The sequence below is a fragment of the Mesorhizobium sp. AR07 genome (assembly GCF_024746815.1).
In the GTDB taxonomy this organism is placed as follows: Bacteria; Pseudomonadota; Alphaproteobacteria; order Rhizobiales; family Rhizobiaceae; genus Mesorhizobium.
Genome location: NZ_CP080525.1, coordinates 4,092,515 through 4,115,031 on the forward strand (window position 1 = coordinate 4,092,515; position 22,517 = coordinate 4,115,031).

Annotated in this window: 21 protein-coding genes; 11 read left to right on the top strand and 10 right to left on the bottom strand. The window is 65.2% G+C overall.

Annotated elements, in window-relative coordinates; translation table 11 throughout:
• Nucleotides 1-6: 6 nt before the first annotated feature.
• The 4 genes from BPNPMPFG_RS20840 to BPNPMPFG_RS20855 all read right to left on the bottom strand — a co-directional run bounded on the left by BPNPMPFG_RS20840 (nt 7) and on the right by BPNPMPFG_RS20855 (nt 4,027).
• Nucleotides 7-819: an ABC transporter permease gene (locus BPNPMPFG_RS20840; protein WP_258590558.1), complete on the bottom strand. Its 813-nt coding sequence runs from the start codon at nt 817-819 to the stop codon at nt 7-9.
• On the bottom strand, nt 819-1,682 hold the full coding sequence (locus BPNPMPFG_RS20845; protein ID WP_258590559.1) for an ABC transporter permease: 864 nt from the start codon (nt 1,680-1,682) through the stop codon (nt 819-821). The genes BPNPMPFG_RS20840 and BPNPMPFG_RS20845 overlap by 1 nt, the downstream gene beginning before the upstream one ends.
• 64 nt (nt 1,683-1,746) lie before the next feature.
• Nucleotides 1,747-2,910, bottom strand: a complete 1,164-nt coding sequence (locus BPNPMPFG_RS20850; protein ID WP_258590560.1) for an ABC transporter substrate-binding protein — start codon at nt 2,908-2,910, stop codon at nt 1,747-1,749.
• Nucleotides 2,891-4,027, bottom strand: coding sequence for an ABC transporter ATP-binding protein (locus tag BPNPMPFG_RS20855; protein ID WP_258590561.1), 1,137 nt, complete (start codon nt 4,025-4,027; stop codon nt 2,891-2,893). Before BPNPMPFG_RS20855 ends, BPNPMPFG_RS20850 begins: the two co-directional genes overlap by 20 nt.
• A 114-nt stretch (nt 4,028-4,141) precedes the next feature.
• Between BPNPMPFG_RS20855 and BPNPMPFG_RS20860 the strand changes: the two genes are divergently transcribed.
• Entirely contained in the window at nt 4,142-4,948 is an 807-nt protein-coding gene (locus tag BPNPMPFG_RS20860) for a helix-turn-helix transcriptional regulator (RefSeq protein ID WP_258590562.1), read from the top strand.
• A gap of 195 nt (nt 4,949-5,143) precedes the next feature.
• Here BPNPMPFG_RS20860 and BPNPMPFG_RS20865 read toward each other — a convergent pair whose 3' ends face one another.
• Entirely contained in the window at nt 5,144-6,094 is a 951-nt protein-coding gene (locus BPNPMPFG_RS20865; protein WP_258590563.1) for a LysR family transcriptional regulator, read from the bottom strand.
• A 91-nt stretch (nt 6,095-6,185) separates the two neighbouring features.
• Between BPNPMPFG_RS20865 and BPNPMPFG_RS20870 the strand changes: the two genes are divergently transcribed.
• The 9 genes from BPNPMPFG_RS20870 (at nt 6,186) to BPNPMPFG_RS20910 (ending at nt 15,949) form a co-directional block, all read left to right on the top strand.
• Nucleotides 6,186-7,055 carry a dioxygenase family protein gene (locus BPNPMPFG_RS20870; RefSeq protein ID WP_258590564.1) on the top strand — a complete coding sequence of 290 codons (870 nt, stop codon included), beginning with the start codon at nt 6,186-6,188 and terminating at the stop codon, nt 7,053-7,055.
• Nucleotides 7,052-8,113: a maleylacetate reductase gene (locus BPNPMPFG_RS20875; protein WP_258590565.1), complete on the top strand. Its 1,062-nt coding sequence runs from the start codon at nt 7,052-7,054 to the stop codon at nt 8,111-8,113. Before BPNPMPFG_RS20870 ends, BPNPMPFG_RS20875 begins: the two co-directional genes overlap by 4 nt.
• 23 nt (nt 8,114-8,136) lie before the next feature.
• Nucleotides 8,137-9,417, top strand: a complete 1,281-nt coding sequence (locus BPNPMPFG_RS20880; protein ID WP_258590566.1) for an ABC transporter substrate-binding protein — start codon at nt 8,137-8,139, stop codon at nt 9,415-9,417.
• 166 nt (nt 9,418-9,583) lie between these two features.
• Nucleotides 9,584-10,303 carry an ABC transporter ATP-binding protein gene (locus BPNPMPFG_RS20885; protein ID WP_258590567.1) on the top strand — a complete coding sequence of 240 codons (720 nt, stop codon included), beginning with the start codon at nt 9,584-9,586 and terminating at the stop codon, nt 10,301-10,303.
• On the top strand, nt 10,303-11,004 hold the full coding sequence (locus BPNPMPFG_RS20890; protein WP_258590568.1) for an ABC transporter ATP-binding protein: 702 nt from the start codon (nt 10,303-10,305) through the stop codon (nt 11,002-11,004). The genes BPNPMPFG_RS20885 and BPNPMPFG_RS20890 overlap by 1 nt, the downstream gene beginning before the upstream one ends.
• Before the next feature lie 128 nt (nt 11,005-11,132).
• A complete protein-coding gene (locus BPNPMPFG_RS20895) occupies nt 11,133-11,999 on the top strand; it encodes a branched-chain amino acid ABC transporter permease (RefSeq protein ID WP_258590569.1) in 867 nt (288 codons plus the stop codon).
• A 202-nt stretch (nt 12,000-12,201) separates the two neighbouring features.
• On the top strand, nt 12,202-13,290 hold the full coding sequence (locus tag BPNPMPFG_RS20900) for a branched-chain amino acid ABC transporter permease (RefSeq protein WP_258590570.1): 1,089 nt from the start codon (nt 12,202-12,204) through the stop codon (nt 13,288-13,290).
• The gene (locus tag BPNPMPFG_RS20905) at nt 13,283-15,037 is read left to right on the top strand and encodes an FAD-dependent oxidoreductase (protein ID WP_258590571.1); all 1,755 of its coding nucleotides are present in this window, start codon (nt 13,283-13,285) and stop codon (nt 15,035-15,037) included. Before BPNPMPFG_RS20900 ends, BPNPMPFG_RS20905 begins: the two co-directional genes overlap by 8 nt.
• A 9-nt stretch (nt 15,038-15,046) precedes the next feature.
• Nucleotides 15,047-15,949: an intradiol ring-cleavage dioxygenase gene (locus BPNPMPFG_RS20910; RefSeq protein WP_258590572.1), complete on the top strand. Its 903-nt coding sequence runs from the start codon at nt 15,047-15,049 to the stop codon at nt 15,947-15,949.
• Nucleotides 15,950-16,228: 279 nt separating this feature from the next.
• On the opposite strand, the gene BPNPMPFG_RS20915 is transcribed toward BPNPMPFG_RS20910, so the two are convergent.
• Both BPNPMPFG_RS20915 and BPNPMPFG_RS20920 read right to left on the bottom strand, forming a co-directional pair.
• On the bottom strand, nt 16,229-18,301 hold the full coding sequence (locus tag BPNPMPFG_RS20915) for a 3-hydroxyacyl-CoA dehydrogenase NAD-binding domain-containing protein (RefSeq protein ID WP_258590573.1): 2,073 nt from the start codon (nt 18,299-18,301) through the stop codon (nt 16,229-16,231).
• Nucleotides 18,302-18,393: 92 nt separating this feature from the next.
• Complete coding sequence (locus tag BPNPMPFG_RS20920; RefSeq protein WP_258590574.1) at nt 18,394-18,780, bottom strand: hypothetical protein; 387 nt, start codon at nt 18,778-18,780, stop codon at nt 18,394-18,396.
• A gap of 43 nt (nt 18,781-18,823) precedes the next feature.
• Here BPNPMPFG_RS20920 and BPNPMPFG_RS20925 point away from each other — a divergent pair, with 43 nt between their 5' ends.
• Nucleotides 18,824-19,039, top strand: a complete 216-nt coding sequence (locus tag BPNPMPFG_RS20925) for a hypothetical protein (RefSeq protein ID WP_258590575.1) — start codon at nt 18,824-18,826, stop codon at nt 19,037-19,039.
• A 56-nt stretch (nt 19,040-19,095) separates the two neighbouring features.
• On the opposite strand, the gene BPNPMPFG_RS20930 is transcribed toward BPNPMPFG_RS20925, so the two are convergent.
• From BPNPMPFG_RS20930 to BPNPMPFG_RS20940, 3 genes are read right to left on the bottom strand one after another with little or no spacing between them, the layout of a single operon-like run.
• A complete protein-coding gene (locus BPNPMPFG_RS20930; RefSeq protein WP_258590576.1) occupies nt 19,096-20,043 on the bottom strand; it encodes an ABC transporter permease in 948 nt (315 codons plus the stop codon).
• Between the two features lie 2 nt (nt 20,044-20,045).
• Complete coding sequence (locus BPNPMPFG_RS20935; protein WP_258590577.1) at nt 20,046-21,026, bottom strand: ABC transporter permease; 981 nt, start codon at nt 21,024-21,026, stop codon at nt 20,046-20,048.
• Nucleotide 21,027: 1 nt separating this feature from the next.
• Nucleotides 21,028-22,497 carry a sugar ABC transporter ATP-binding protein gene (locus BPNPMPFG_RS20940; protein ID WP_258590578.1) on the bottom strand — a complete coding sequence of 490 codons (1,470 nt, stop codon included), beginning with the start codon at nt 22,495-22,497 and terminating at the stop codon, nt 21,028-21,030.
• Nucleotides 22,498-22,517 lie beyond the last annotated feature (20 nt).

Consider the following 22,517-nt stretch of genomic DNA (forward strand, 5'->3'; position numbering starts at 1 on the left):
TGACTTTCAGTTTGACGGCTTGCGTTGGCGCAGCTGCCATTGGGCAAGCACCACAAGCAGGATGGAGGCGACGAGCACGATCGTCGCGATGGCATTGATTTCCGGCGTCACGCCACGCCGGATCGACGCGAAGACATAGATCGGCAGCGTCGTCTGCGCGCCGGCGACGAAGAAGGCGACGATGAAATCGTCGAACGAGAAGGTGAAGGCGAGCAGGAATCCGGCAACCACCGCCGGCATGATCTGCGGCAGCACGATGCTGCGGAACGTCGTCAGCGGCGTGGCGTAGAGATCGCTCGAGGCTTCGACCAGATTGCGGTCGAGGCTGCCGAGACGCGTGCCGACGATCATCGTCACCAGCGCCATTGAGAAAAGGCCGTGCGCCGCGATGATCGACCCATAGCCGAGCGACAGGCGCGGCGGCTGGTCGTCGGGCCAGATCGAGGCGAGGAACGGGTTGACGACGGCGAACAACTGGACGAGCGCGACCAGCGTCGAGATGCCGATGACGACGCCCGGAACGACGATCGCGGCACCCAGGAGCGCATCGAAAACCGCTCGGGTCCGAACGCTCACACGCGCCAGGCCTAGCGCGGCCGCGGTGCCGCACAGCGCCGCCAGCAGCGCGCTGGTTGTGGCGATGAACAGGCTGTTCTTCAGCGCTTCGACCAGGAACGGGTTCGCCAGCGCCTTGCCGTACCATTGCACCGAGAAGCCGGTGAACTCGCTCGCATGGTGGCCGGCGTTGAAGGAGAACAGCACCACCAGCGCGATCGGCAGATAGAGGAAGACGAAGACGGCAATCACGAAGGCGCGCATCAGATCAGATCCACCCGGCGGGCGCCCGAAACCCGGGTCGAAATGCGGTTGGCGGCAATCAGCACCACCACCGAGACCAGCACCAGCGTGATCGCGATGGCCGACCCGAACGGCCAGTTGCGCGACTGCAGGAACAGGTCGACCAGCGCATTGCCGATGAAGAACACCTTGCCGCCGCCGAGCAGCGTCGGGATCAGATATTCTCCGAGCAGCAGGATCATCACCAGCGAGAAGCCGGTCATCACGCCCGGCAGCGACAGTTTCAGCGTCACCCCCAGGAAGGTGGAAAGCGGTGTCGCGCCGAGATCGGCGGAGGCTTCCAGCAGCCGGCGGTCGAGCCGCTCGAGGCTGACATAGATCGGCAGGATCATCAGCGGCAGATAGCCATAGACAATGCCGAGCAGGACCGCGCCCGGCGTGTTGATCAGCCTGACATCCTCGAAGCCGATAGCGGCGAGCAGGGCCGGAATGCCGCGACCGCCCAGCACATACATCCAGGCATAAGTCCGCATCAGAAGACTGGTCCAGAACGGAATGACGACGAGCGCAAGCAGGATCAGCCGCCAGCGCTGCGGCGCGCGCAGGGCGAGGTAGTAGGCAACCGGATAGGCGACGAGAAGACAGGCCAGCGCCCCCACCGGCGCCAGCACCATCGTGTTCCAGAAGGCGGTCGCCCGCGCCGGAAGATTGGCATATTGCGCCAAGGTGAAGGCCGCCTGGTAGCCGCCTTCCGGCGCCCGCTCGCCGACGCTGAACACAGCGATGGCAATGAACGGCAGCACCAGGAAGACCACCAGCCACGCGGCCGCCGGACCAAGCAGCAAGGCGGTCAGGAGATTGTGACGAAATTTATTGCCGCGCATTGAAACCGCCCCGGTGCCGGCGGACAAACGCCCGCCGGTCAATTGTCCGCGTCAGACCGGCCGCTCAGGCCGACTTGAACCGGGCCATCAGTTCGGCTCGGCCGGGATCGGTCAGCGTTGCCGCTGCGCCGAATTCAAGCGGCGTCAAAAGGTCGGCCGCCGGATAGAGGATCGGGTTGTCGAGCACCTCCTTGGGCAGCAGCTTGTTGACCCGTGCATCGGTCGACGGCGCGCCATTGGCCAGGTGTTCCTTGACCGCGACCTGCGGGTTCATCAGGTAGTTGAGCAAGGCATAGCCGGCGGGCTTGTTCGGCGCGTCCTTCGGGATGGCGTAGAAGTCGGTCCAGATCTCGCCGCCTTCCTTGCCCAGCACATAGGCGATCTCGGGAATGTCGCGATGCAGCTGCGCACCGTCATTGGTCCAGCACATGGTCATCCAGGCGTCACCGGCGCGCATCCCCGGCTGGTAGTCGGAGGAGACCGCGAACAGATGCGGCTTGACCTTCAGCAGCAATTCCTCGGCCTTGGCGAGTTCGTCCTGTTTCAGCGAGTTGAAGGAGTAGCCGTAATATTTCAGCGCATTGCCGATCGTGGTCAGCTGATAATCATGCACCATGGTGCGGCCGTCACCCTCGGCCATGGCGGTGTCCCAGAACTCCTTCCACCTCGTCATCGGCTTGGTCAGCTTCTTGGTGTTGACGGCAAAGCCGGTGGTGCCCCAGTTCTTCGGCACGGCATAAATCACCTTGTCGATCGTGCCTTCCGAGGTGAAGCGCGGGTCTTCCTGCGAGCCGTCGAAATTCGGCAGCTTCGCCATCTCCAGCGGCTCGATGATGCCGAGCTTCTTGTAGGTCGAGATCGTATAATTGGTCGGCACGAAAAGGCTCCAGCCGGAGGCGCCGGCCTGCAGCTTGGCCAGCATCTCCTCGTTGGAGCCGAACACGTTGACCTCGACGGCGACGCCCGTATCCTTCTTGAAATTCTCGAACGTCGCCGGGTCATGATAGTTCGGCCAGGTGGCGATCGACATGCGGTCGCCGAGGTTTTCGGCGGCAAAGGCCGGCGTCGGCATGATGCCGATCTCGCGCGCCATCACCGCCGTTGCGATGCCAAGGCCGGTGAGGCCGAGAAAGTCGCGGCGGCCGATCGAGCCGCGCTTGAGGCGCATCAGCTGGTCGACAAAGTTCTCAGGGCTTGTCGGCAGTCCATCACGATATGATTTCGACATGTTTGTTTACCCTCTGGTTGGTCCCGTTGTTCTTGGGGTCCGGAAACGCCAGCGGCGTTCCGGCGGCAAAGCCGATGGCGACGGGTTCACCCGGCTTGAAGAGATTGCCGTGACCGATCAGGTGATCGGCCTTGGCGAGCAGCGTTCCGATGCCCTGGACCTCGATCGCGTATTCCGCGGTCGAGCCCAGGAAAATCCGGTTGCGGACAATGCCCTTGAACCGGCTGCTCTCCGGAGCGCCGAGACTGAGCGATTCAGGACGCAGGCTGACCGAAACAACCTCGCCCTGCTGCAAGGCGGTCCGCTTGCGTGCCGCAATGACGGTGCCGTCGGCCAGCGCTATGTCCACCAGCTCGCCCGAATGCCCGGCGACGGTGCCGCTCAAGAGATTGGTCTTGCCGACGAAATCGGCGACGAACAGGTCGGCCGGCTCGTCGTAGATCTCGCTTGGCTGTCCGAGCTGGACGATGCGGCCGCCATTCATGACGCAGACGAAATCGCTCATCGACAGCGCTTCCTCCTGGTCGTGGGTGACCAGCACGAAGGTGATGCCGATCTCGCGCTGCAGGTTCTGCAGCTCGATCTGCATGTCGGTGCGCAGCTTCTTGTCGAGTGCCGCCAGCGGCTCGTCGAGCAACAGCACGGCCGGCTTGTTGACCAGGGCGCGGGCGAGAGCGACGCGCTGCTGCTGGCCGCCGGACAGTTCGTGGATCTTGCGGCGGCCATAGCCGGCGAGCCGCACCATGGCGAGCGCCTCGCCTGCCCTCAAAGCGATCTCACGCGACGACAGACGTGGCCGCGCCTGGCGCAGCCCGTAGGCGACGTTGTCCTCGACATCGAGATGCGGAAACAGCGCGTATTGCTGGAACACCATGTTGACCGGCCGCCGGTAGGGCGGCGTGCCGGCCATGTCCTGGCCGCGAATGAACACCTGGCCTTCGCTCGGCTGTTCGAAGCCGCCGATCATGCGCAGGCAGGTCGTCTTGCCGCAGCCGGATGGTCCCAGCAGGGCGACAAAGGCGGAGGGCGGGACTGAAAGATCGATGCCGCTGACCGCGGTCACTGCGCCATAGCGCTTGGTGACGCCGCGAAACTCGATGTCGGGCACTGCGGTCAAGGCTGCTGGCTCCAGCGACAGGGCAATTCCAGGACGCTACCAGAGCCAATGGCGACTAGTATATACCTCGCAGGTGGTATATCTGATCTATTTTCTCGTTTAAAGGGGTATGGATTGTCCCGCAGCGACGAATACAGCCAGCTTGCCGCGCTCATCGCGGCGACCCGGGAGACGGGCGGCGACCTCTTCGGCAAGGCGATGGTCGACTGGCTGCGCCAGCATGTCAGCTTCGATCACTGCGTGATTTTCGGCTATCGCGGCGCTTCACGCCCACCGCTGCTGTTCGAGACCTTCTCGCCGACTGAGAGCCATGTCTTCGTCGCGCTCTATCAGGAGGGGCCCTATCTGCTCGACCCGTTCCATCACGCGGCGGTCGAGCGCAAGGAAGGGTTTTGGCGCATGCGCGAACTCGCGCCGGACCGGTTCTACGCCAGCGAATATTTTCGCTCCTATTACAGCCAGACCAGACTGGCCGAGGAGGTCGGCTTCTTCGTGCCGCTGCCGGGCAAGGATGCGCTGGTGCTGTCGCTGATGCGACTGCGCGCGTCGGGCCCTTTCGGAACCGCCGATGCCAGATTGCTGCGCGACATGGCGCCGGCGGTGATCAGCTTCGCCAGGCTGCGCTGGCCCGCCCTTCCGACCGACGAACCGGCCGAGGCAAAGCCGGACGAAACGGTAGCGCCGGTCAACGAGTTCGATCGCGCCCATATCTGGCAGAGCCTGTCGCTGACGCCCCGCGAAAAGCATGTCGTCGACCTGGTGCTGCAGGGGCATTCGACGGAATCGATCGCGAGAGCCATGCGCATCGTGCCGGGAACCGTAAAGGTTCATCGCCGCAACATCTACCGCAAGCTGAAGATCAAGTCGCAGGCCGGCCTGTTCGCGCGCTTCGTCGAGATCATCGATGCGCGGGTTCGATAGGTTCTTCCAGGCGCTGAAGTTTGCCGGGGCGGAAGTGCGTGCGTTGACGGATGGCATGCCTTGGCGATTGGCGAAAACGCCCATCGCTTCGTCATCCTAGGGCGGAGCAAGGAGCGAAGCGACGCAGCGCAGACCCTAGGATGACGAAGTTGGGGAGGCGATCTTCCAACAACATTAAACCCCTGCGTCGAGAAATTACGCACCCCAGACCACCGCTTGCTCGTGGCGCTTGATCAGGTGTTTGAGATTGTCGAAACCCAGCCGGATGTGCTTGGCGAAGGCGTCGACGGCCGGTGCGCGCGGCGTATCGACGAGCCGCAGCAGCCCGAGGGCGCGCTCGGGATGCGGGATCGCCACCGGCAGCGCCGTGATCGCCTTGTCCTTGCGAAAGGCAAAGACCACGCTGTGCGGCAGCACGGTCAGCGCGTCGGTTTCCTTCATGTAATTGACGGCGCTGGTCAGCGAGCCGCCGGAATAGCGGATCTTTATCTCCGTGGCGCCGAGTGACAGAAGCAGGCTGCGCAGATCGTCCAGCAGCGGACTGCCGGGCGGCGGCGCGATCCAGGGATAGTCGAGCAGGTCGCTTGTCCTGAGCTTGCGCCGCAGCAGCAAAGGATGCGTGGCGCGGCAAGCGACGACATTGCGCCCTGGCAGGATCTCGCGGAACTCCATGCCCGACCCTTCTTCGAGAATGTCGATCGGGCAGACGGCAAGGTCGATGCGGTCGGCGTTGATGGCCGCGCGCAGGTCCGCGAGATAGCCATAGCTCTGGTCAACGCGCACATCCGGATAGGCGTTCTGGAAATCAGCGATCATGCCGGAGATCAGCGCGTCCATGAAGAATGGCGTGCCGCCGACCCGCACTACGCCGGAACGGCCCTGGCTGAAATTGGCGACGATGTCGGACGCTTTCCGCGACGCCGCCAGCATCACCTGGCCATGATCGGCGAGCGCCCGGCCAAGCGGCGTCGGCTGCAACGGCCGGCGCCCCCTGAGGAACAGCGGCTCGCCCAGCCGTTTCTCCAGCATCGACAGCGTCCGCGAGACGGCGGGCTGCGACAGGCCGACGAGTGCGGCGCCCTCGGTGACGCCGCCGGCCTGCACCACGGCCGCCAGCTGGATGAGATGCCTTTCGTCGAGCTTCATACCAATATGGTATATTAAATCGAGCAGAAATCATCATCCTTGTGCCCGGCCTGCGCTAATATTCCTTGGTGAGATGAAACCGGGGAGGAGCATGTCACAGGCCGGCACACCGTCGTTCAACGAGGCCAACTCCGCCGAGATGGTCGCCCAGCGCCTGTTGAAGGCCAACGCCGGGCCGTTGCCGCGATTCCTCGCCACCGTCGTCGATCATCTCCACCAGATCGTCAGGGAAACCCGCCCGACAGCGGCGGAATGGCGCCAGGCGATCGCCTTCCTCACCGAAATCGGTCACGCCAGCGACGACAAGAGGCAGGAATGGGTGCTGCTGTCGGACCTGCTCGGCGTCACCGCGCTGGTCGAGGACATCAACTCCCGCCGCCCGAACGGCGCCACGCCCAACACGGGACGCGGCCCGTTCTATCGCACTGATGCGCCAAGACTGCCGCTCGGCGCCGACATTTCGCTCGATGGCGTCGGTGCGCCACTCACCGTGTCGGGGCGGGTCACCGATCTCGACGGCACGCCGATAGCAGGCGCGATGGTCGAAACCTGGCAAGCGAACGCACAAGGTTTTTACGAGAACCAGCAGCCCGACTTGCAGCCGGAATTCAATCTGCGCGGCGTCTTCACCACCGATAGTGACGGCCGCTTCCACTACCGTACTGTCAAGCCCGCCGGCTACGGCGTGCCGGATGACGGGCCGGTCGGCCAGATGCTTGGCCGGCTAAATTACCCGTTGAGCCGGCCGGCACATCTGCATTTTCTCATCCGCGCCGACAATTTCGAGACGCTGACCACGCAAGTGTTCGATCGCGGCGACCCGCGCCTCGACGAGGACGCGCTGTTCGGCGTCAAGTCGGAACTGGTCGGCGACTTCAAGCGCTTGAGCGATGGCGACCGCTGGTCGCTCGACTTCAGCTTCGTCATGGCGATGGCGCGCAAGGGGAGCCGGGCGGCATGACGAGGCAATTCACCTATTCCGGCAGCCCGGCGCATATCGTCTTCGGCAACGGCTCTTCTTCGCAGGTCGCAGTGTGGATCGAAAGGCTCGGCTGCAGACGCGCGCTTGTGCTGTCGACGCCGCACCAGGCGGGCGATGGCGAGGCGCTGGCGAAAAAGCTCGGGGCGCTGGCGGTTGGCACTTTTGCCGGTGCGGCCATGCACACGCCGGTCGAGGTGACCGAGACAGCGCTGGCCAAGGTGCGTGATGTCAATGCCGACTGTGTCGTCGCCCTCGGCGGCGGCTCGACCACCGGCCTGGGCAAGGCGATTGCCTATCGCACCGACCTGCCGCAGATCGTCATCCCGACCACCTATGCCGGCTCGGAAGTGACGCCGATCCTTGGCCAGACCGAGACCGGCGTGAAAACCACCGTGCGCGATGCAAAGATCCTGCCGGAAGTTGTGATCTACGATCCGGAACTGACCGTTGGACTGCCGGTGGCGATGAGCATCACCTCTGGTCTCAATGCCATGGCGCATGCCGCGGAAGCGCTTTATGCGCAGGACCGCAACCCGGTCTCGACGCTGATGGCCGCCGAGGGGCTCCGCGCCCTGAAACAGGCGCTTCCCGTTTTGATCGAGGAGCCGAAAAATCTCGCCGCACGCGGCGATGCGCTCTATGGCGCATGGCTGTGCGGCACAGTGCTCGGCACTGTCGGCATGGCGCTGCACCACAAGATCTGCCACACGCTGGGCGGCTCCTTCGACATGCCGCATGCCGAGACCCACGCGGTGATGCTGCCGCACACGATCGCCTTCAACGCCGTCGCCGTGCCCGAATTGCTCAAGCCGGTTGTCGACATTTTCGGTGGCAGCGCCGGTGGTGGCCTCCACGATTTCGCCAAGTCAGTCGGCGCGCCACTGACCCTGAAAGAACTCGGCCTCAAGCAGACCGATCTCGACCGTGCCGCCGAACTCGCGACCAAAAATCCATACTGGAATCCGCGGCCTTTCGACCGCGCCGCGATCCGCGCCCTGTTGCAGGACGCGTGGGAGGGAAGACGTCCACAGCACTGACGGCAACAAAGGGAGGAACAACAATGATCACCAGACGCGAATTCATCCGCAACACCGCCGCCACCGGCCTGCTTGCCGGCACATCGGGTCTCGCCATGCCGGCCATCGCCCAGAACGCGCCGATCAAGCTCGGCTATGTCAGCCCGCAATCGGGCCCACTGGCGGCTTTCGCCGAGGCCGACAAGTTCATCATCGACGGATTCCTGGCCGCCACCAAGGCCGCCGGCCTCAACTACCAGGTGGTGGTCAAGGACAGCCAGTCCAACCCCAACCGGGCGGCGGAAGTCGCCAAGGAGCTGATCGTCAACGACAAGGTCAATCTGATGCTTGTCGCCTCGACGCCGGAGACCACCAACCCGGTCGCCACCACCTGCGAGGCGGAAGAAGTACCCTGCCTGTCGACGGTGGCGCCATGGCAGCCCTGGTTCATCGGCCAGCAAGGCAATCCCGGCGACCCGGCCTCGTGGAAGCCGTTCAACTACGCCTATCATTTCTTCTGGGGGCTGGAGGACGTCATTGCCGTGTTCACCAACATGTGGGCGCAGGTCGAGACCAACAAGAAGGTCGGCGGCCTGTTCCCCAATGACGGCGACGGCAACGCCTGGGGCGACGGCACGGTCGGCTTCCCGCCGGTGCTGGCCAAGGGCGGCTACGGGCTGACCGACACCGGCCGCTACCAGAACCTGACCGACGATTTCTCGGCGCAGATCAACGCCTTCAAGGCTGCATCATGCGAAATCATCACCGGCGTGATGATCCCGCCCGACTTCACCACCTTCTGGAACCAGGCCAAGCAGCAGGGTTTCACCCCCAAGGTGGCGTCGATCGGCAAGGCGCTGCTGTTTCCGCAATCGGTCGAGGCACTCGGCAAATCCGGCCACAATCTGTCGTCGGAAGTCTGGTGGACGCCCAACCACCCGTTCAAATCCTCGCTGACCGGCGAAAGCTCGGCGCAGGTCGCCGAGGGCTTCACCAAGGCCACGGGCCGGCAATGGACGCAGCCGATCGGCTTTGTCCACGCGCTGTTCGAGATCGCCGTCGATGTCATGAAGCGAGCCGGCGAAGCCGGCAACGGCGACAAGGTGGCGGCGGCAATCGCCGCGACGAAGCTCGACACGCTGGTCGGGCCGATCGCCTGGGACGGCGCCAAGCTGCCGCCCTTCGCCGCCAAGAACATCGCCAAGACGCCGCTGGTCGGTGGCCAGTGGCGGCTGAAGGACAGCGGCGGCTACGATCTCGTCATCACCGACAACAAGACCGCGCCGAACATCCCGACCGGCGGCAAGATGGAAGCCATCGGATGAGCGCGGCGGAACCGACAGCGCCCTTCTCCCCGTTCACGGGGAGAAGATGCCGGCAGGCAGATGAGGGGCGGAGCCAGCCTCGCAGAAGTCCGCGCAGCCCCTCATCCGGCCCTTCGGGCCACCTTCTCCCCGTAAACAGGGAGAAGGGACCACAGGCTTGCTAGCCATGCCCATCCTTGCGCTCTCCAACGTCTCGAAACGCTTCGGCGCCCTGACCGTCGCCGACGCGGTGTCGTTCGAGCTGCGGCAAGGCGAGGCGCTTGGCATCATCGGCCCGAACGGCGCCGGCAAATCGACATTGTTCAACTTGATCACCGGCAACATCGCCGTCGACGCCGGCACCATCGTCTTCGATGGCCGGGACGTGACACGGCTGCCGCCGATGCAGCGTTGCTTTGCCGGCGTCGGACGCTCGTTCCAGATCCCGCAACCGTTCGAGAAACTGACCGTGTTCGAAAACCTGCTGGTCGCCGGCGCCTTCGGGGCTTGCAAGACGGAAGCCGAGGTCGGCGACCGCTGCGCCGAAATCCTGGTCGAGACCGAACTGATCGACCGCGCCAACCACCCGGCCGGCGGCTTGAGCCTGCTGCAGCGCAAGCGGCTGGAGCTCGCCCGCGCCCTGGCGACCGAACCCAGGCTGCTGCTGCTGGACGAAATCGCCGGCGGCCTGACCGAGGGCGAATGCGGCATGCTGGTCGACACCATCCGCGCCATCCACAGAGGCGGCATGTCGATCATCTGGATCGAGCATGTGCTGCATGCGCTGAACTCCGTGGTCGAGCGGCTGCTGGTGCTCAATTTCGGCAAGGTCATCGGCATGGGCGCGCCCGACGCCGTCATGGCATCGCGCGAGGTCCGCGAAATCTATCTCGGGATCGAAGTCTGATGGCACTGCTCGAGACAAAGGGCCTGACCGCTCGCTATGGCGATTTCCAGGCGCTGTTTGGCGTCGACATCGCGCTGGATGAGGGCGAGACCATCGCCATCATCGGCGCCAATGGCGCCGGCAAGACGACCCTGATGCGCTCCATCTCGGGCATATTGCCCAACCAGCCGGACGCGGTGCTGTTCGATGGCGAGAAGATCGGTACCTTGCCGGCTCCCGACATCGTCGCCCGCGGCATCGCCATGGTGCCCGAAGGGCGGAAGCTGTTCCCGTCGCTCAGCGTCGAGGAGAACCTGCTGATCGGCCGCTACTGTCGCGCCGTTGCCGGGCACTGGAGCCTCGAAACCGTCTACCAACTGTTCCCGATCCTGAAGGAACGGCGCACCAATCCGGGCACGGCGCTGTCCGGCGGCCAGCAGCAGATGGTGGCGATCGGCCGCGCGCTGATGTCCAACCCGCGCGTGCTTCTGTGCGACGAGATCAGCCTTGGCCTGGCGCCTGTCGTCATCAGGGATATCTACGCCGCCTTTCCGCGCATCCTCGCCGCAGGCGCCTCGATTGTCATGGTCGAGCAGGACATCGGCCAGGCGCTGAGGGTCAGTGATCGCGTCTATTGCATGATGGAAGGCCGCATCACGCTGTCTGGGGTGCCATCGGATTTGACTCGTGAGACGATTCACGCCGCGTATTTCGGGCATTGAGGGATGGCGATGCGAGAGAATCTGCTCAGGTCGCGCCCAGCCACCCCCCTCTGGCCTGCCGGACCCGGCAGGCCAGAGGGGGGTGGGCGGGAACGCGACGCTGCCAACCAGCCATCGGGGTGGCGCCCATGACCAGCGTGCTCGACACCATCATCCAGGGCATCCTTCTCGGCGGCCTCTATGCCCTGTTCGCGGCAGGCCTGAGCCTCGTCTTCGGCATCATGCGGCTGGTCAATCTGGCGCATGGCGACCTCATCGTGCTTGCCGCCTTCCTGATCCTGATGCTGGTTACCGCGCTTGGCCTCAACCCGTTCGTCGCGGCGCTGGTCGCGATGCCGCTGATGTTCGCCGTCGGCTGGGCGCTGCAATTCTTCCTGCTCAACCGCACGTTGGGCGCCGATATACTGCCGCCGCTGCTGGTCACTTTCGGCCTGTCGATCGTCATCCAGAATGGGCTGCTCGAAGGCTTTTCCGCCGACAGCCGGCGCATCTCGGTCGGCGGGCTGGAATCCGCATCGCTGGCGCTTGGGCCGATCAATGTCGGTGTCATGCCGCTGCTGACCTTGGCCTCCGCCATCGCGGTGATCGTCGGCCTCAACCAGCTGTTCTACCGCACATCGCTCGGCCGCGCCTTTCGCGCCACCTCGGACGACCCGGTCACCGCCGGACTGATGGGCATCCAGCCGAAGCGGATTTTTGCCACCGCGACAGGCATCGCCATGGTGGTGGTGACGATCGCCGCGCTCTACCTCGGCACCCGTGCAAACTTCGATCCGACCATCGGACCGGCGCGGCTGATCTACGCCTTCGAGGCGGTCATCATCGGCGGCCTCGGCTCGCTGTGGGGAACGCTCGCCGGCGGCATCGTCATCGGCGTCGCGCAGACCTTTGGCGCCGCGATCAATCCGGAATGGCAGATCCTGGCCGGACACCTGGCCTTCCTGGTGGTGCTGCTGGTCAGGCCGCGCGGGCTGTTTCCGCGCGCGGTGGATTAACTGCCATGGTCGAACTCTACGGCGCCCCCCTCTGGCCTGCCGGCCATCTCCCCCACGAGGGGGGAGATCGGCTGGCACCGGCCTCGGCGCCTCTTCTGCTACGCCTGCGATTGGCGAAAGCGGCGATGATGGCCAATCTCCCCCCGTGTGGGGGAGATGTCCGGCAGGACAGAGGGGGGCGCGACAGAACGCGACCGCGTCCATGACAGACATCTCCACGACACCCTGGAAAGTCGAAACCCGAACCAAGGCATCGGCGACCTTCGCCATCGTCGCCGCACTCGTCATCCTGCTCGCCTTCACCGCGCCTCTCTTCGTCTCGCGCAGCGTGCTGCAAGACCTGTTCTTCATCCTCACCATGCTGGTGCTGGCGCAGAACTGGAACCTCTTGGCCGGCTATGCCGGGCTGGTCTCGGTCGGCCAGCAGGCCTTTGTCGGCTTCGGCGCCTACGCCATGTTCGCCTTGGTGATCCTTGGCGGGCTCGACCCGCTGGCCGCGATCCTGCTTGCCGGCATCGCCAGCGCCCTGCTCGCCATCCCGACCGCCTTCTTCCTGTTTCGCTTGCAGGGCGCCTATTTCGCCATTGGCAGCTGGGTCATCGCCGAAGTGGTGCGGCTGGTGCTGGCGCAATGGAAGATGCTGGGCGGCGGCACCGGCACCTCGCTGCCGCGCGAGGCGACCCGCGACATGCCGGCGCTGAAGCTGGTCGGCGAACTGTTCGGCGTCAAATCGTCTGAAGCCGGCGACATCCTGACCTACTGGCTGGCGCTGCTCTTGGCCATCGCCACGATTGGCCTCGTCTACCGCCTGCTGCGCTCGAAGCAGGGGCTGGGGCTCGCCGCCGTGCGCGACAACCAGGAGGCGGCACGCTCGGTCGGCGTCGACGCGCGGCGCATGAAGACACTGGTCTATCTGGCTGCTGCCTTCGGCGCCGGGCTGGCCGGTGCGCTGATCTATGTGCAGAAGGCCCGCATCTCGCCGGACGCCGCCTTCTCCGTCGTCGACTGGACCGCCTATGTCATCTTCATCGTCGTCATCGGCGGCATCGGCACCATCGAGGGCCCGATCGTCGGCGTCATCGTCTTCTACATCCTGCAGAATCTGCTTGCCGATTACGGCTCCTGGTATCTCCTGGTGCTCGGGCTGATCGGCATCGCCATCATGCTGTTTGCGCCGCGGGGCCTGTGGGGCCTGTTTGCCGAGCGCACCGGTATCCAGCTTTTCCCCGTCCGTCGCCGGCTGACCGGCGGACCTGTACCATCAAGCAAAAAGGGAGGGCCGCATGGCTGACATCACCACCGACGTGCTGACCATCGGCACCGGGCCCGCGGGCTCGGCGACCGCAGCGCTGCTTTCGACCTACGGCGTCGAGAATATGGTCATCAACCGCTATCGCTGGCTGGCCGCGACGCCGCGCGCCCACATCACCAACCAGCGCACGATGGAAGTGCTGCGCGACCTCGGCAAGGACGTCGAGGCGGAAGCCTACATGCACGCCACCGAACAGGATCTGATGGGCGAAAACGTGTTCTGCACCTCGCTCGCCGGCGAGGAGATCGGTCGCATGCGCAGCTGGGGCAAGCATCCGCTTTCCCGCGCCGAACATCTTCTGTCCTCGCCCTCGCACATGAACGACTTGCCGCAGACCTTCATGGAGCCTCTGCTGTTCAAGACCGCCTGTTCGCGCGGCACGCAATCGCGGATGTCGACTGAGTACCTTTCCCACGTACAGGACGGCGACGGCGTCACCACAACCTGCCGCGACCGGCTGACCGGCAAGGACATCACCATCCGCTCGAAATATCTGGTCGGCGCCGATGGTGGCAATTCGCTGGTCGCCGAGCATGCCGGTCTGCCCTTCGAAGGCAAGATGGGCGTCGGCGGCTCGATGAACATCCTGTTCAAGGCCGACCTGTCGAAATACGTCGCCCACCGACCGTCGGTGCTCTACTGGGTGGTGCAGCCGGGCGCCGATGTCGGCGGCATCGGCATGGGCCTGGTGCGCATGATCCGGCCGTGGAACGAGTGGCTGATCGTCTGGGGCTACGACATCAACCAGCCGGCGCCCAAGGTCGACGACGCCTTCGCCAGGAAGGTGGCGCGCGATCTCGTCGGCGACCCCGAGCTGGAGATCGACATCCAGTCGGTATCGACCTGGACCGTCAACAACATGTACGCCACGCAAACCTCCAAGGGCCGCGTGTTCTGCATGGGCGACGCCATCCATCGCCACCCGCCGTCGAACGGGCTCGGTTCCAACACCTCGATCCAGGACGGCTTCAACCTCGCCTGGAAGCTCGCCTATGTCATCAAGGGCAAGGCCGGCCCGAAACTCCTCGACAGCTATTCGCAGGAGCGCGCGCCGGTCGCCAGGCAGATCGTCACCCGCGCCAACAAGTCGATCGAGGAATTCGGCCCGATCTTCAAGGCGCTCGGCCTGCTCGATTCCATCGACCCGGTGAAGATGCAATCGAACATGGATGCCCGCTGCGACGACACGCCGGGAGCCGAGGCGCAGCGAGCAAAAATCCGCGAGACGATCGCCTCAAAGGTCTATGAGTTCGACGCCCATGGCGTCGAGATGAACCAGCGCTACAAGTCGAAGGCCATCGTCGCCGACGGTCAGAAGGAACCGGCCTTCACCAGGGATGCCGAGCTGCACTACCAGCCGACCTCCTGGCCGGGCGCCCGGCTGCCGCATGTCTGGGTGCATTCAGAGCGCGGCGACAAGGTCTCCACGCTCGACTTGACCGGCCATGGCAAGTTTACCGTGCTGACCGGCATTGGCGGCCAGGGCTGGCTCGACGCGGCCAAGGCGGTCGGCAAGGAACTCGGCATCGACATTGCTGGCCATCTGATCGGGCCGCGCCAGCCCTGGCAGGACTTTTCCGGCGACTGGGCGCGCGCCCGCGAAGTGCGCGACAGCGGCGTCCTGCTGGTACGCCCGGACCAGCATGTCGGCTGGCGCGCGGACGCGATAGGCAGCGATCCGGCAGCGGACCTGCGCCGCGCCCTGACGTCAATTCTGGACAAGTGAGGACGCACGATGGAAGCGCACGAAAAGGGCTTCTTCACCGAGGAGAATTCGGTCGAGGTCGTCACCGGCCGCAACCGCAACGCCAAAAGCGAACGGCTGAAGACGGTGATGGAGGTCATCACCCGCAAGCTGCACGAGGCGGTCAAGGAGATCGACCCGACGCAGGAGGAATGGTTCGAGGCGATCCTGTTCCTGACCAGGACCGGCCAGCTGTCGACCGAATGGCGGCAGGAGTTCATCCTTTTGTCGGATGTGCTCGGCGTGTCGATGCTGGTCGACGCCATCAACAACCGCAAACCCTCGGGCGCCTCGGAATCGACGGTGCTCGGCCCCTTCCACATCGCCGATGCGCCGGAACTGCCGATGGGCGCCAACATCTGCCTCGACCAGAAGGGCGAGGACATGTTCATCCATGGCCGCATCCTCGACACCCAGGGCAAGCCGATCGCCGGTGCCGTGCTCGATGTCTGGCAGGCCAATGACGAGGGTTTCTATGACGTGCAGCAGAAGGGCATCCTGCCCGACTTCAATTTGCGCGGTGTCTTCCGCACCGGCGCCGATGGCCGCTACTGGTTCCGCGCGGTGAAGCCGAAATTCTACCCGATCCCCGACGACGGCACGGTCGGCAAGCTGCTGCATGCGCTTGGCCGCCATCCCTATCGCCCGGCGCATCTGCACTACATCCTGAAAGCCGACGGCTTCGAGACGCTGACCACCCACATCTTCGACCCCGACGACCCCTACATCAACTCGGACGCGGTGTTCGGGGTGAAGGAGAGCCTGCTGGCCGAGTTCACGCGCGTCGACGATCCGGCGCGCGCCAAGGGCCTCGAATTCGCCAACCCATTCTGGGAGGTCGAGCACGATTTCGTGCTGGCGAGAGACCCAGGGCAATCGCATATGGGAAGCTGAGGTTTTCGCCCTACGAATACCCCCACCCCTACCCTCCCCACAAGGGGGAGGGAGTCTCCTATAGGCGCTGATCTCGGCAAATTGCTGAAGTTCGACGCTGAGTATGATGAACAAGGGCGCGCGGCAGCATTCCCTCCCCCTTGTGGGGGTCCGAAGGACGGGCGAGACCCGTGGCTCGCCCCGGTTGGTTAGGGTGGGGGTCCTTCTTCGCAAGAATCCATATGCGATTGCCCTGGCGAGAGATCAGGTAGCCGGTGTCTCCCCGCTGGGACGGCGCGATCAGGCTGTCGCGCCGGCTTCCCAGGAACCGGTCTCGGCCATCCGCCGGAGCAGCGGACCCACCTTGAACACGTCCTTGCCGGTCCGCTCATGCCAGTATTCGAGCCGTTCGATGATCTTGACCGCCCCTTCAAGTCCGGCCCAGAACATCGGGCCGCCCTTGCCGACGGGAAAACCATAGCCGTTGACCCAGACGACATCGATGTCGGAGGCGCGGGCCGCGATCCCTTCCTCCAGAATCTTGGCGCCCTCGTTGACCAGCGGATAGAGCGTGCGCTCGATGATTTCTTCCGCGCCGATGGCGCGCGGCGCGATGCCCATCTGTGCCGCCTTGTCGCGGATCAGCGCCTCGACTTGCGGGTCGGGAACCGGCGTGCGCGCGCCGGCCTCGTAGAGATAGAAGCCACGGCCGGTCTTCTGGCCGAAATGCCCTTGCTCGCACAGCGTGTCGGCGATGACGGCCGTCTGGCCGCGCGCCTTGCGGTTGCGCCAGCTGATGTCGAGACCGGCGAGATCGCCCATCTGGAACGGCCCCATCGGCCAGCCGAAATCGGTGAACGCCTGGTCGATCTGGCGCGGCGTGGCGCCTTCCAGCAGAAGCGCTTCGGATTCGGCGCCACGCGCGGCCAGCATTCGGTTGCCGACAAAGCCGTGGCAGACGCCGACGACGACAGCCACCTTGCCGATCCGCCGCGCCAGGTCGACGACGCTCGCCAGCGCGTCGGGCGCGGTCTTCTGCGCCCGCACGATCTCCAGCAGCTTCATGACATTGGCTGGCGAAAAGAAATGCAGGCCAAGCACATCTTGCGGCCGCGAGGTCGAGGCGGCGATTTCATTGATGTCGAGATAGGAGGTGTTGGTGGCAAGGATGGCGCCCGGCTTGGCCACCGCGTCGAGCCTGGCGAAAACCTCCTTCTTGACCGCCATGTCCTCGAACACCGCTTCGACGATCAGGTCGCAATCGGCGAGATCGGCATAGCCGGTGGAGCCCTTGAACTGGCCAAGCCGCTCGCGCTTGGCATCTTCGGTCAATGAGCCGCGCGTGACGGAAACGGCGTAGTTCTTGTCGATTGTCGCCAGCCCGCGCTGCAGCGCCTCATGGCTGGTTTCCAGCAAGGTGACGGGATAGCCGCCATTGGCGAAGGCCATGGCGATGCCGCCGCCCATGGTCCCGGCACCGATGACGCCGACTCGGGCGATCCTGCGCTTGCCAACATCTTTGCCGGAAATCTTTGCCGCTTCACGTTCGGCGAAAAACAGATGCCGCTGCGCCCGCGACTGGTCGCTGGCGACGAGCTTCACGAACAGCGCTCGCTCCGCTGTCAGCGCCTCGTCGAACGGGAGCGTAACGGCGTTGCGCACTGCCTGCGCGCAGGCGATCGGCGCCTCGAGGCCGCGTGCCTTCTTGGCAAGGCTCGCCGCCTCGGCGTCGAAGGCCGCAAGGTCGGTTTCCCCAAGCCTTTCATCGCGATCGCGCACAGCCGTGAAGGGAGCACCCTTGCGGGCTATTTCCCTGGCGAAATTCACGGCATGCGTGGTCAGATCGCCTTCGAAAACGGCATCGACCACACCGGCGGCATGCGCCTCTTCAGCACCGATCGGCGCCCCGGAAACGATCATCCGCAGCGCCTTCAGCGCGCCGACCAGGCGCGGCAGCCGCACCGTGCCGCCGCCGCCCGGCAACAGGCCGAGCTTGACCTCGGGAAGGCCGAGCTTGGCGCTGGCATCGGCGACGCGGAAATGGCAGCCGAGCGCCAGTTCCAGGCCGCCGCCGAGCGCGGTGCCGTGAATGGCGGCGATTGTCGGCTTGGCGATGGTTTCCAACGTCGCCACGATGGCGCGCAGATCGGGCTGCTGGACCGGCTTGCCGAATTCGGTGATGTCGGCGCCCGCGACAAAGGTCCGCCCGGCGCAGGCAATGACGATAGCGGCGACCGATGGCTCGTCGCGCAGCTCAACCAGCGCCTGCATCAGTGGCTCGCGGACATGGAAGCTCAGCGCGTTGACGGGCGGATTGTCGATGGTGATGACCGCAACGTCGCCGTCGCGGCTGACCTTCAGGAAATCGGACACGCAAAACCTCCCAGCAATTGGTGAGCGGCTTGGGGCCGCGCGGACGGGATTTACAGCGCCATGACACGGATGGGAACCGCCTGGCACAATGACTAGCGCTGGCCGGCGGTTTCTGCAGCCATCACCTCCGGCATCGTGACGCCGGCACCGCGACCGCCACGCCAGGAGGCGAAGGCCGCGACAAGGTAGAGAATGGCCGAGAAGGTGAAGGCGAAGACGAGGCCATGCTTAAACGGTCCCGACATCAGCTCGGGGAAGAAGGCATGGCCGGTCAGCGTGTCGATGCTCTGCTGCGGCAATGCGTGCAGCACATCGCCCGGGATCAGCTCGCCCATCGGGTTGTAGCCGACGAAGGCAGCGAAAAGGCTGGCGACCGGCGGCATGTTGGCGATCTGATGCGCAACCGCTTCCGGCACGTGCTGCGCCAGCAGGCCGGCCTCCATGCTCTGCGGCAGGCTGACGGCGAGGCCAAGAATCATCAGGCTACTCGACCTGCCCGGCGACGACGGCTGGCGGCGCAAGATGCGGGCGCGCCGGCGTGACCAGATCGCCGCGCTGTTCGCACAGGCCGAACCACCGCTGCCTTCAGGCCAGGCCGAGCGGCTGGCTGTCATCGTGCCGCAACTGATGCGCATTCCTCTGGCGCTGGTTGGCGAGAAAAGACTGCGCGACGGCGTGCTGGAAGAACTGCGGCTGATGCTGGCGCGGCATCTGCAGGCCGTAACCTCGTCGTCCTAGGGCGGAGCAAGGAGCGCAGCGACGCGGCGCAGACCCGAGGATGACGAAGGTGCGGATCACCGCAGCGCCTTCTGCCCGCCCGCCGCCGTGATCACCCCAACGATAATCAGCCCTGTCAGCAACAACCGCACCCCGGCGCTGACGCCGAACGTGTTGAGCATGGTCAAAAGCAGCACCAGGAACAGCGCCGCGCCCCAGACGCCTGGGACATTGGCCTTGCCGCCGGCCACCGAGGTGCCGCCGATGACGACGACGGCGATCGAGGCGAGCAGATACTCATTGCCGATGTCGACATTGGCGCCGCGGAAATAGCCGGCGAGCAGCGCGCCGTCGATGCCGCCAAGCGCCCCCGACAGTGTGTAGGTGAGGAAGCGGATGCGGCCGACATTGACGCCGGCGAGCCACGCGGCACGGATATTCTGGCCGATCGCCAGCACCGAGCGGCCATAGATCATGCGCTGCAGCGCGATGGCAGCACCGATCGTGAACAGCACGGCAAGGATCGCCAGCGCCGGAATGCCCAGGATCTGCCAGTTGGCGAAATCGGCGAAACCGGGCGGCGGCTTGATCTGCAACCCGCGTCCATAGCTGATATCGATCGACTGGATGATGAAGCTGGCCGACAGCGTGGCGATGATCGGCGGAATGCGCAGCGCCCAGATCAGCAGATAGTTGACCGCGCCGACCGCCATGCCGCAGGCGAGCGCCGCCAAAAGCCCGACCGCGATCATGGAGTCGTTACCGTCCATCACCTTCATGGCGACGGCGCTGGCAAGGCCGATATTGGCCGGCAGCGACAGATCGACATTGCCCGGCCCGAGCGTGATGACGAACATCTGGCCGACGCCGACGATAACCGTGAACACCGCGAGCGACAGCGCCGCCGTGACCATGCCGCCGGCGCCATAGCCGCCGGTGAAGGCGATCGTCGCCAGCCACACCAGCAGCGCGCCGAGGAACGACCAGATCCAGGGCTTGGCAAGCAGTGGTTTCAACACCGCCATGGCTACCTCTCCCTGCGGCTGATCAGGACGCGTGCCGCCAGCACGATGATCAGGATGGCGCCGTTGGCGGCGACCTGCCAGTCGGGCGGAATGTGCATGAAGGTGAGCAGCGGCGAGGCGGCCAGCGCCAGCGTCAGCGCGCCGATCACAGCACCAATCGGCGACACCCGGCCACCGACGAATTCGCCGCCGCCGAGGATGACGCCGGCAATCGCCAGCAGCGTATAGCCATTGCCGATATTGGCGTCGGCCGAAGTGGTGATGCCGATCAGCGCCATACCGGACAGCACGCCGAACAGGCCGGCCAGCGAAAACAGCACGATCTTGGTCTTGAGCAGCGACCAGCCGGCGCGGCCGAGCGCCGCCGGATTGCCGCCGGAGCCACGCAGGATCACGCCATAGGAGGTGCGCATCAGCCCGAAATGAACGACCAGCCCGATCAGCAGCGCGGCGATGATCGGGAACGGCACGAAAGGCGGCTTGAACGCCATGGTCGCCAGCAGCCAGTCCGGCGCCTTGCCGCCCGGTTTGGGCAGGACGAGAATGGCCAACCCCTGCCAGACGAAGCTCATGCCCAGCGTCACCACGATCGAGGGCAGGTTGCGCAGATGGATCAGCGCGCCGAGCAGCGCGTAGACGCCGACCGACCCGAGCAGGATGGCGACGCCGATGAGCGGCGCGTCCTTCAGCCAGGTCGCCGTGACGCAGCCGACGAAGCCGACAAAGGTGCCGATCGACAGGTCGAGCTCGTTGCCTGATATGACGAACATCTGCGCGATCGTCGCCAGCGCGATCGGGATCGCCAGGTTCAGCATCAGGCTGAAGCCGAAATAGCTGATGGCGCGCGGGTTGAGCCAGGCGATGGCGATCAGCACCAGCGCCAGCGACAGCGCCGGCAGCAGCCCGCGCAGCAGGCGGGCAGGCGCCAGCGCGCCACGCTCGGCGGAGCTCCTGGCAGCGGGGTTGAGGCTGGCGGCCGTCATCTCAGGCCGCATCGCCGAACGAGGACTGGATGATCTTCTCTTCGGTCAGTTCGTCGCGGTGCAGATTGGCGACGATGCGGCCGTTCTTGAAGACATAGATGTGGTCGCAATTGTCGAGCTCTTCGGTTTCCGTCGTGTACCAGAGGAAGGTGCGGCCGCGGCTGGCCTCTTCGCGCACGAGTTCGTAGACCTCTAGCTTGGTGCCGATATCGACGCCGCGCATCGGATCGTCCATCAGCACGATCCCGGCGTCCGAGCCGAGCGCCCGGGCAAACAGCGCCTTCTGCTGGTTGCCGCCCGACAGCGAGAAGATGTTGTTGTTCATGTCCGGCGTGCGGATGCCGATCTTCTTTTGCCAAAACTGGGCAAGCTCGGCCTCGCGCTGCGGCGAGATCAAAAGCCCGTTGCGCAGGCGTGCCAGCGAGCGGATGCCGATGTTCTGCGCAATCGACCATTGCGGAAAAATGCCATCCGACTGACGATCGCCGGCCACCAGCGCCACCGGCGCGGTCACCTCGATACTGGCCCGGGCGCGCGATGCCGCGCTAAAGATCGCCAGCAGCAGGTCGGTCTGGCCGTGGCCCGCCAGCCCGGCAAGGCCGATGACCTCGCCGGCGCAGGCGACAAGGTCGGTGCCGTCCTTCTGCCCGGCAGGCCGCGCCCGCACCCGCAGCGGACTGGCGCCGGGCTTGGCGGCGGCGGCTTGCGCCGTGATCTTCTGGCGGGCTTCCGCCCCGCCCATCGCCGTCACCAGCCGGTCGCGGTCGAAGGCGCTTGCCGCGTCAGCGACAACCATCTTGCCGTCGCGCATCACCACGATGCGGTCGGCGTTGCGCAGCACTTCGCCCAGCACATGTGAGATCAGGATGCAGCTTTTGCCGCCGGCGACGAAACGGCGCACGAAGGCCAGCAGCTGGCCGGCCGTATGCGCGTCCAGCGACGATGTCGGCTCGTCGAGGATGACGAGGTCGAGCCTATCCTGGGTGACGGTGAAGGCGCGTGCCACCTCGACCATCTGGCGCCGGCCGATCGACAGATCGCCGACGATGTCGGCCGCGGAGATGCTGTGGCCGGGAAAAATCTCGTCGAGCTTGGCGGCGATCAGATCCGCCGCCTTGCGCCGCCAGCCGAGCCCGCGCAGCGACGCGTGGTTGATGCGCGTGTTCTCGGCGACGCTGAGATTGGGGCACAACGACAGTTCCTGGAAGACGCAGCGTATGCCGAGCTGCTGCGCCCGCGACACCGAGTGCTTGTCCTCGATGCCGCCATGCACGACGATCTGGCCGCTGTCGGGCAACAGCGTGCCCGCCACCATATGCATCAGCGTCGACTTGCCGGCACCATTGTGGCCGACAAGGCCGACGCATTCGCCGGGGCCGACATGAAAATCCACCCCGCCCAGAGCGCGAACGGCGCCGAAATGCTTTTCGGCGCCGTTCAGTCTGATGATGTCAGCGTTCCCTTCAGGCATGCTCAACGATATCCGCTCGG

What these genes read in the sequence shown, in the direction of transcription:
- BPNPMPFG_RS20920 (WP_258590574.1), bottom strand. Translation starts at nt 18,780, where the DNA reads ATGATTCTTGGCCTCGCCGTCAGCCTGCCGCAGAGCATGGAGGCCGGC.
- BPNPMPFG_RS20840 (WP_258590558.1), bottom strand. Translation starts at nt 819, where the DNA reads ATGCGCGCCTTCGTGATTGCCGTCTTCGTCTTCCTCTATCTGCCGATC.
- BPNPMPFG_RS20935 (WP_258590577.1), bottom strand. Translation starts at nt 21,026, where the DNA reads ATGACGGCCGCCAGCCTCAACCCCGCTGCCAGGAGCTCCGCCGAGCGT.
- BPNPMPFG_RS20925 (WP_258590575.1), top strand. Translation starts at nt 18,824, where the DNA reads ATGCGGGCGCGCCGGCGTGACCAGATCGCCGCGCTGTTCGCACAGGCC.
- BPNPMPFG_RS20905 (WP_258590571.1), top strand. Translation starts at nt 13,283, where the DNA reads ATGGCTGACATCACCACCGACGTGCTGACCATCGGCACCGGGCCCGCG.
- BPNPMPFG_RS20845 (WP_258590559.1), bottom strand. Translation starts at nt 1,682, where the DNA reads ATGCGCGGCAATAAATTTCGTCACAATCTCCTGACCGCCTTGCTGCTT.
- BPNPMPFG_RS20900 (WP_258590570.1), top strand. Translation starts at nt 12,202, where the DNA reads ATGACAGACATCTCCACGACACCCTGGAAAGTCGAAACCCGAACCAAG.
- BPNPMPFG_RS20890 (WP_258590568.1), top strand. Translation starts at nt 10,303, where the DNA reads ATGGCACTGCTCGAGACAAAGGGCCTGACCGCTCGCTATGGCGATTTC.
- BPNPMPFG_RS20885 (WP_258590567.1), top strand. Translation starts at nt 9,584, where the DNA reads ATGCCCATCCTTGCGCTCTCCAACGTCTCGAAACGCTTCGGCGCCCTG.
- BPNPMPFG_RS20930 (WP_258590576.1), bottom strand. Translation starts at nt 20,043, where the DNA reads ATGGCGGTGTTGAAACCACTGCTTGCCAAGCCCTGGATCTGGTCGTTC.
- BPNPMPFG_RS20850 (WP_258590560.1), bottom strand. Translation starts at nt 2,910, where the DNA reads ATGTCGAAATCATATCGTGATGGACTGCCGACAAGCCCTGAGAACTTT.
- BPNPMPFG_RS20870 (WP_258590564.1), top strand. Translation starts at nt 6,186, where the DNA reads ATGTCACAGGCCGGCACACCGTCGTTCAACGAGGCCAACTCCGCCGAG.
- BPNPMPFG_RS20940 (WP_258590578.1), bottom strand. Translation starts at nt 22,497, where the DNA reads ATGCCTGAAGGGAACGCTGACATCATCAGACTGAACGGCGCCGAAAAG.
- BPNPMPFG_RS20895 (WP_258590569.1), top strand. Translation starts at nt 11,133, where the DNA reads ATGACCAGCGTGCTCGACACCATCATCCAGGGCATCCTTCTCGGCGGC.
- BPNPMPFG_RS20875 (WP_258590565.1), top strand. Translation starts at nt 7,052, where the DNA reads ATGACGAGGCAATTCACCTATTCCGGCAGCCCGGCGCATATCGTCTTC.
- BPNPMPFG_RS20865 (WP_258590563.1), bottom strand. Translation starts at nt 6,094, where the DNA reads ATGAAGCTCGACGAAAGGCATCTCATCCAGCTGGCGGCCGTGGTGCAG.
- BPNPMPFG_RS20880 (WP_258590566.1), top strand. Translation starts at nt 8,137, where the DNA reads ATGATCACCAGACGCGAATTCATCCGCAACACCGCCGCCACCGGCCTG.
- BPNPMPFG_RS20910 (WP_258590572.1), top strand. Translation starts at nt 15,047, where the DNA reads ATGGAAGCGCACGAAAAGGGCTTCTTCACCGAGGAGAATTCGGTCGAG.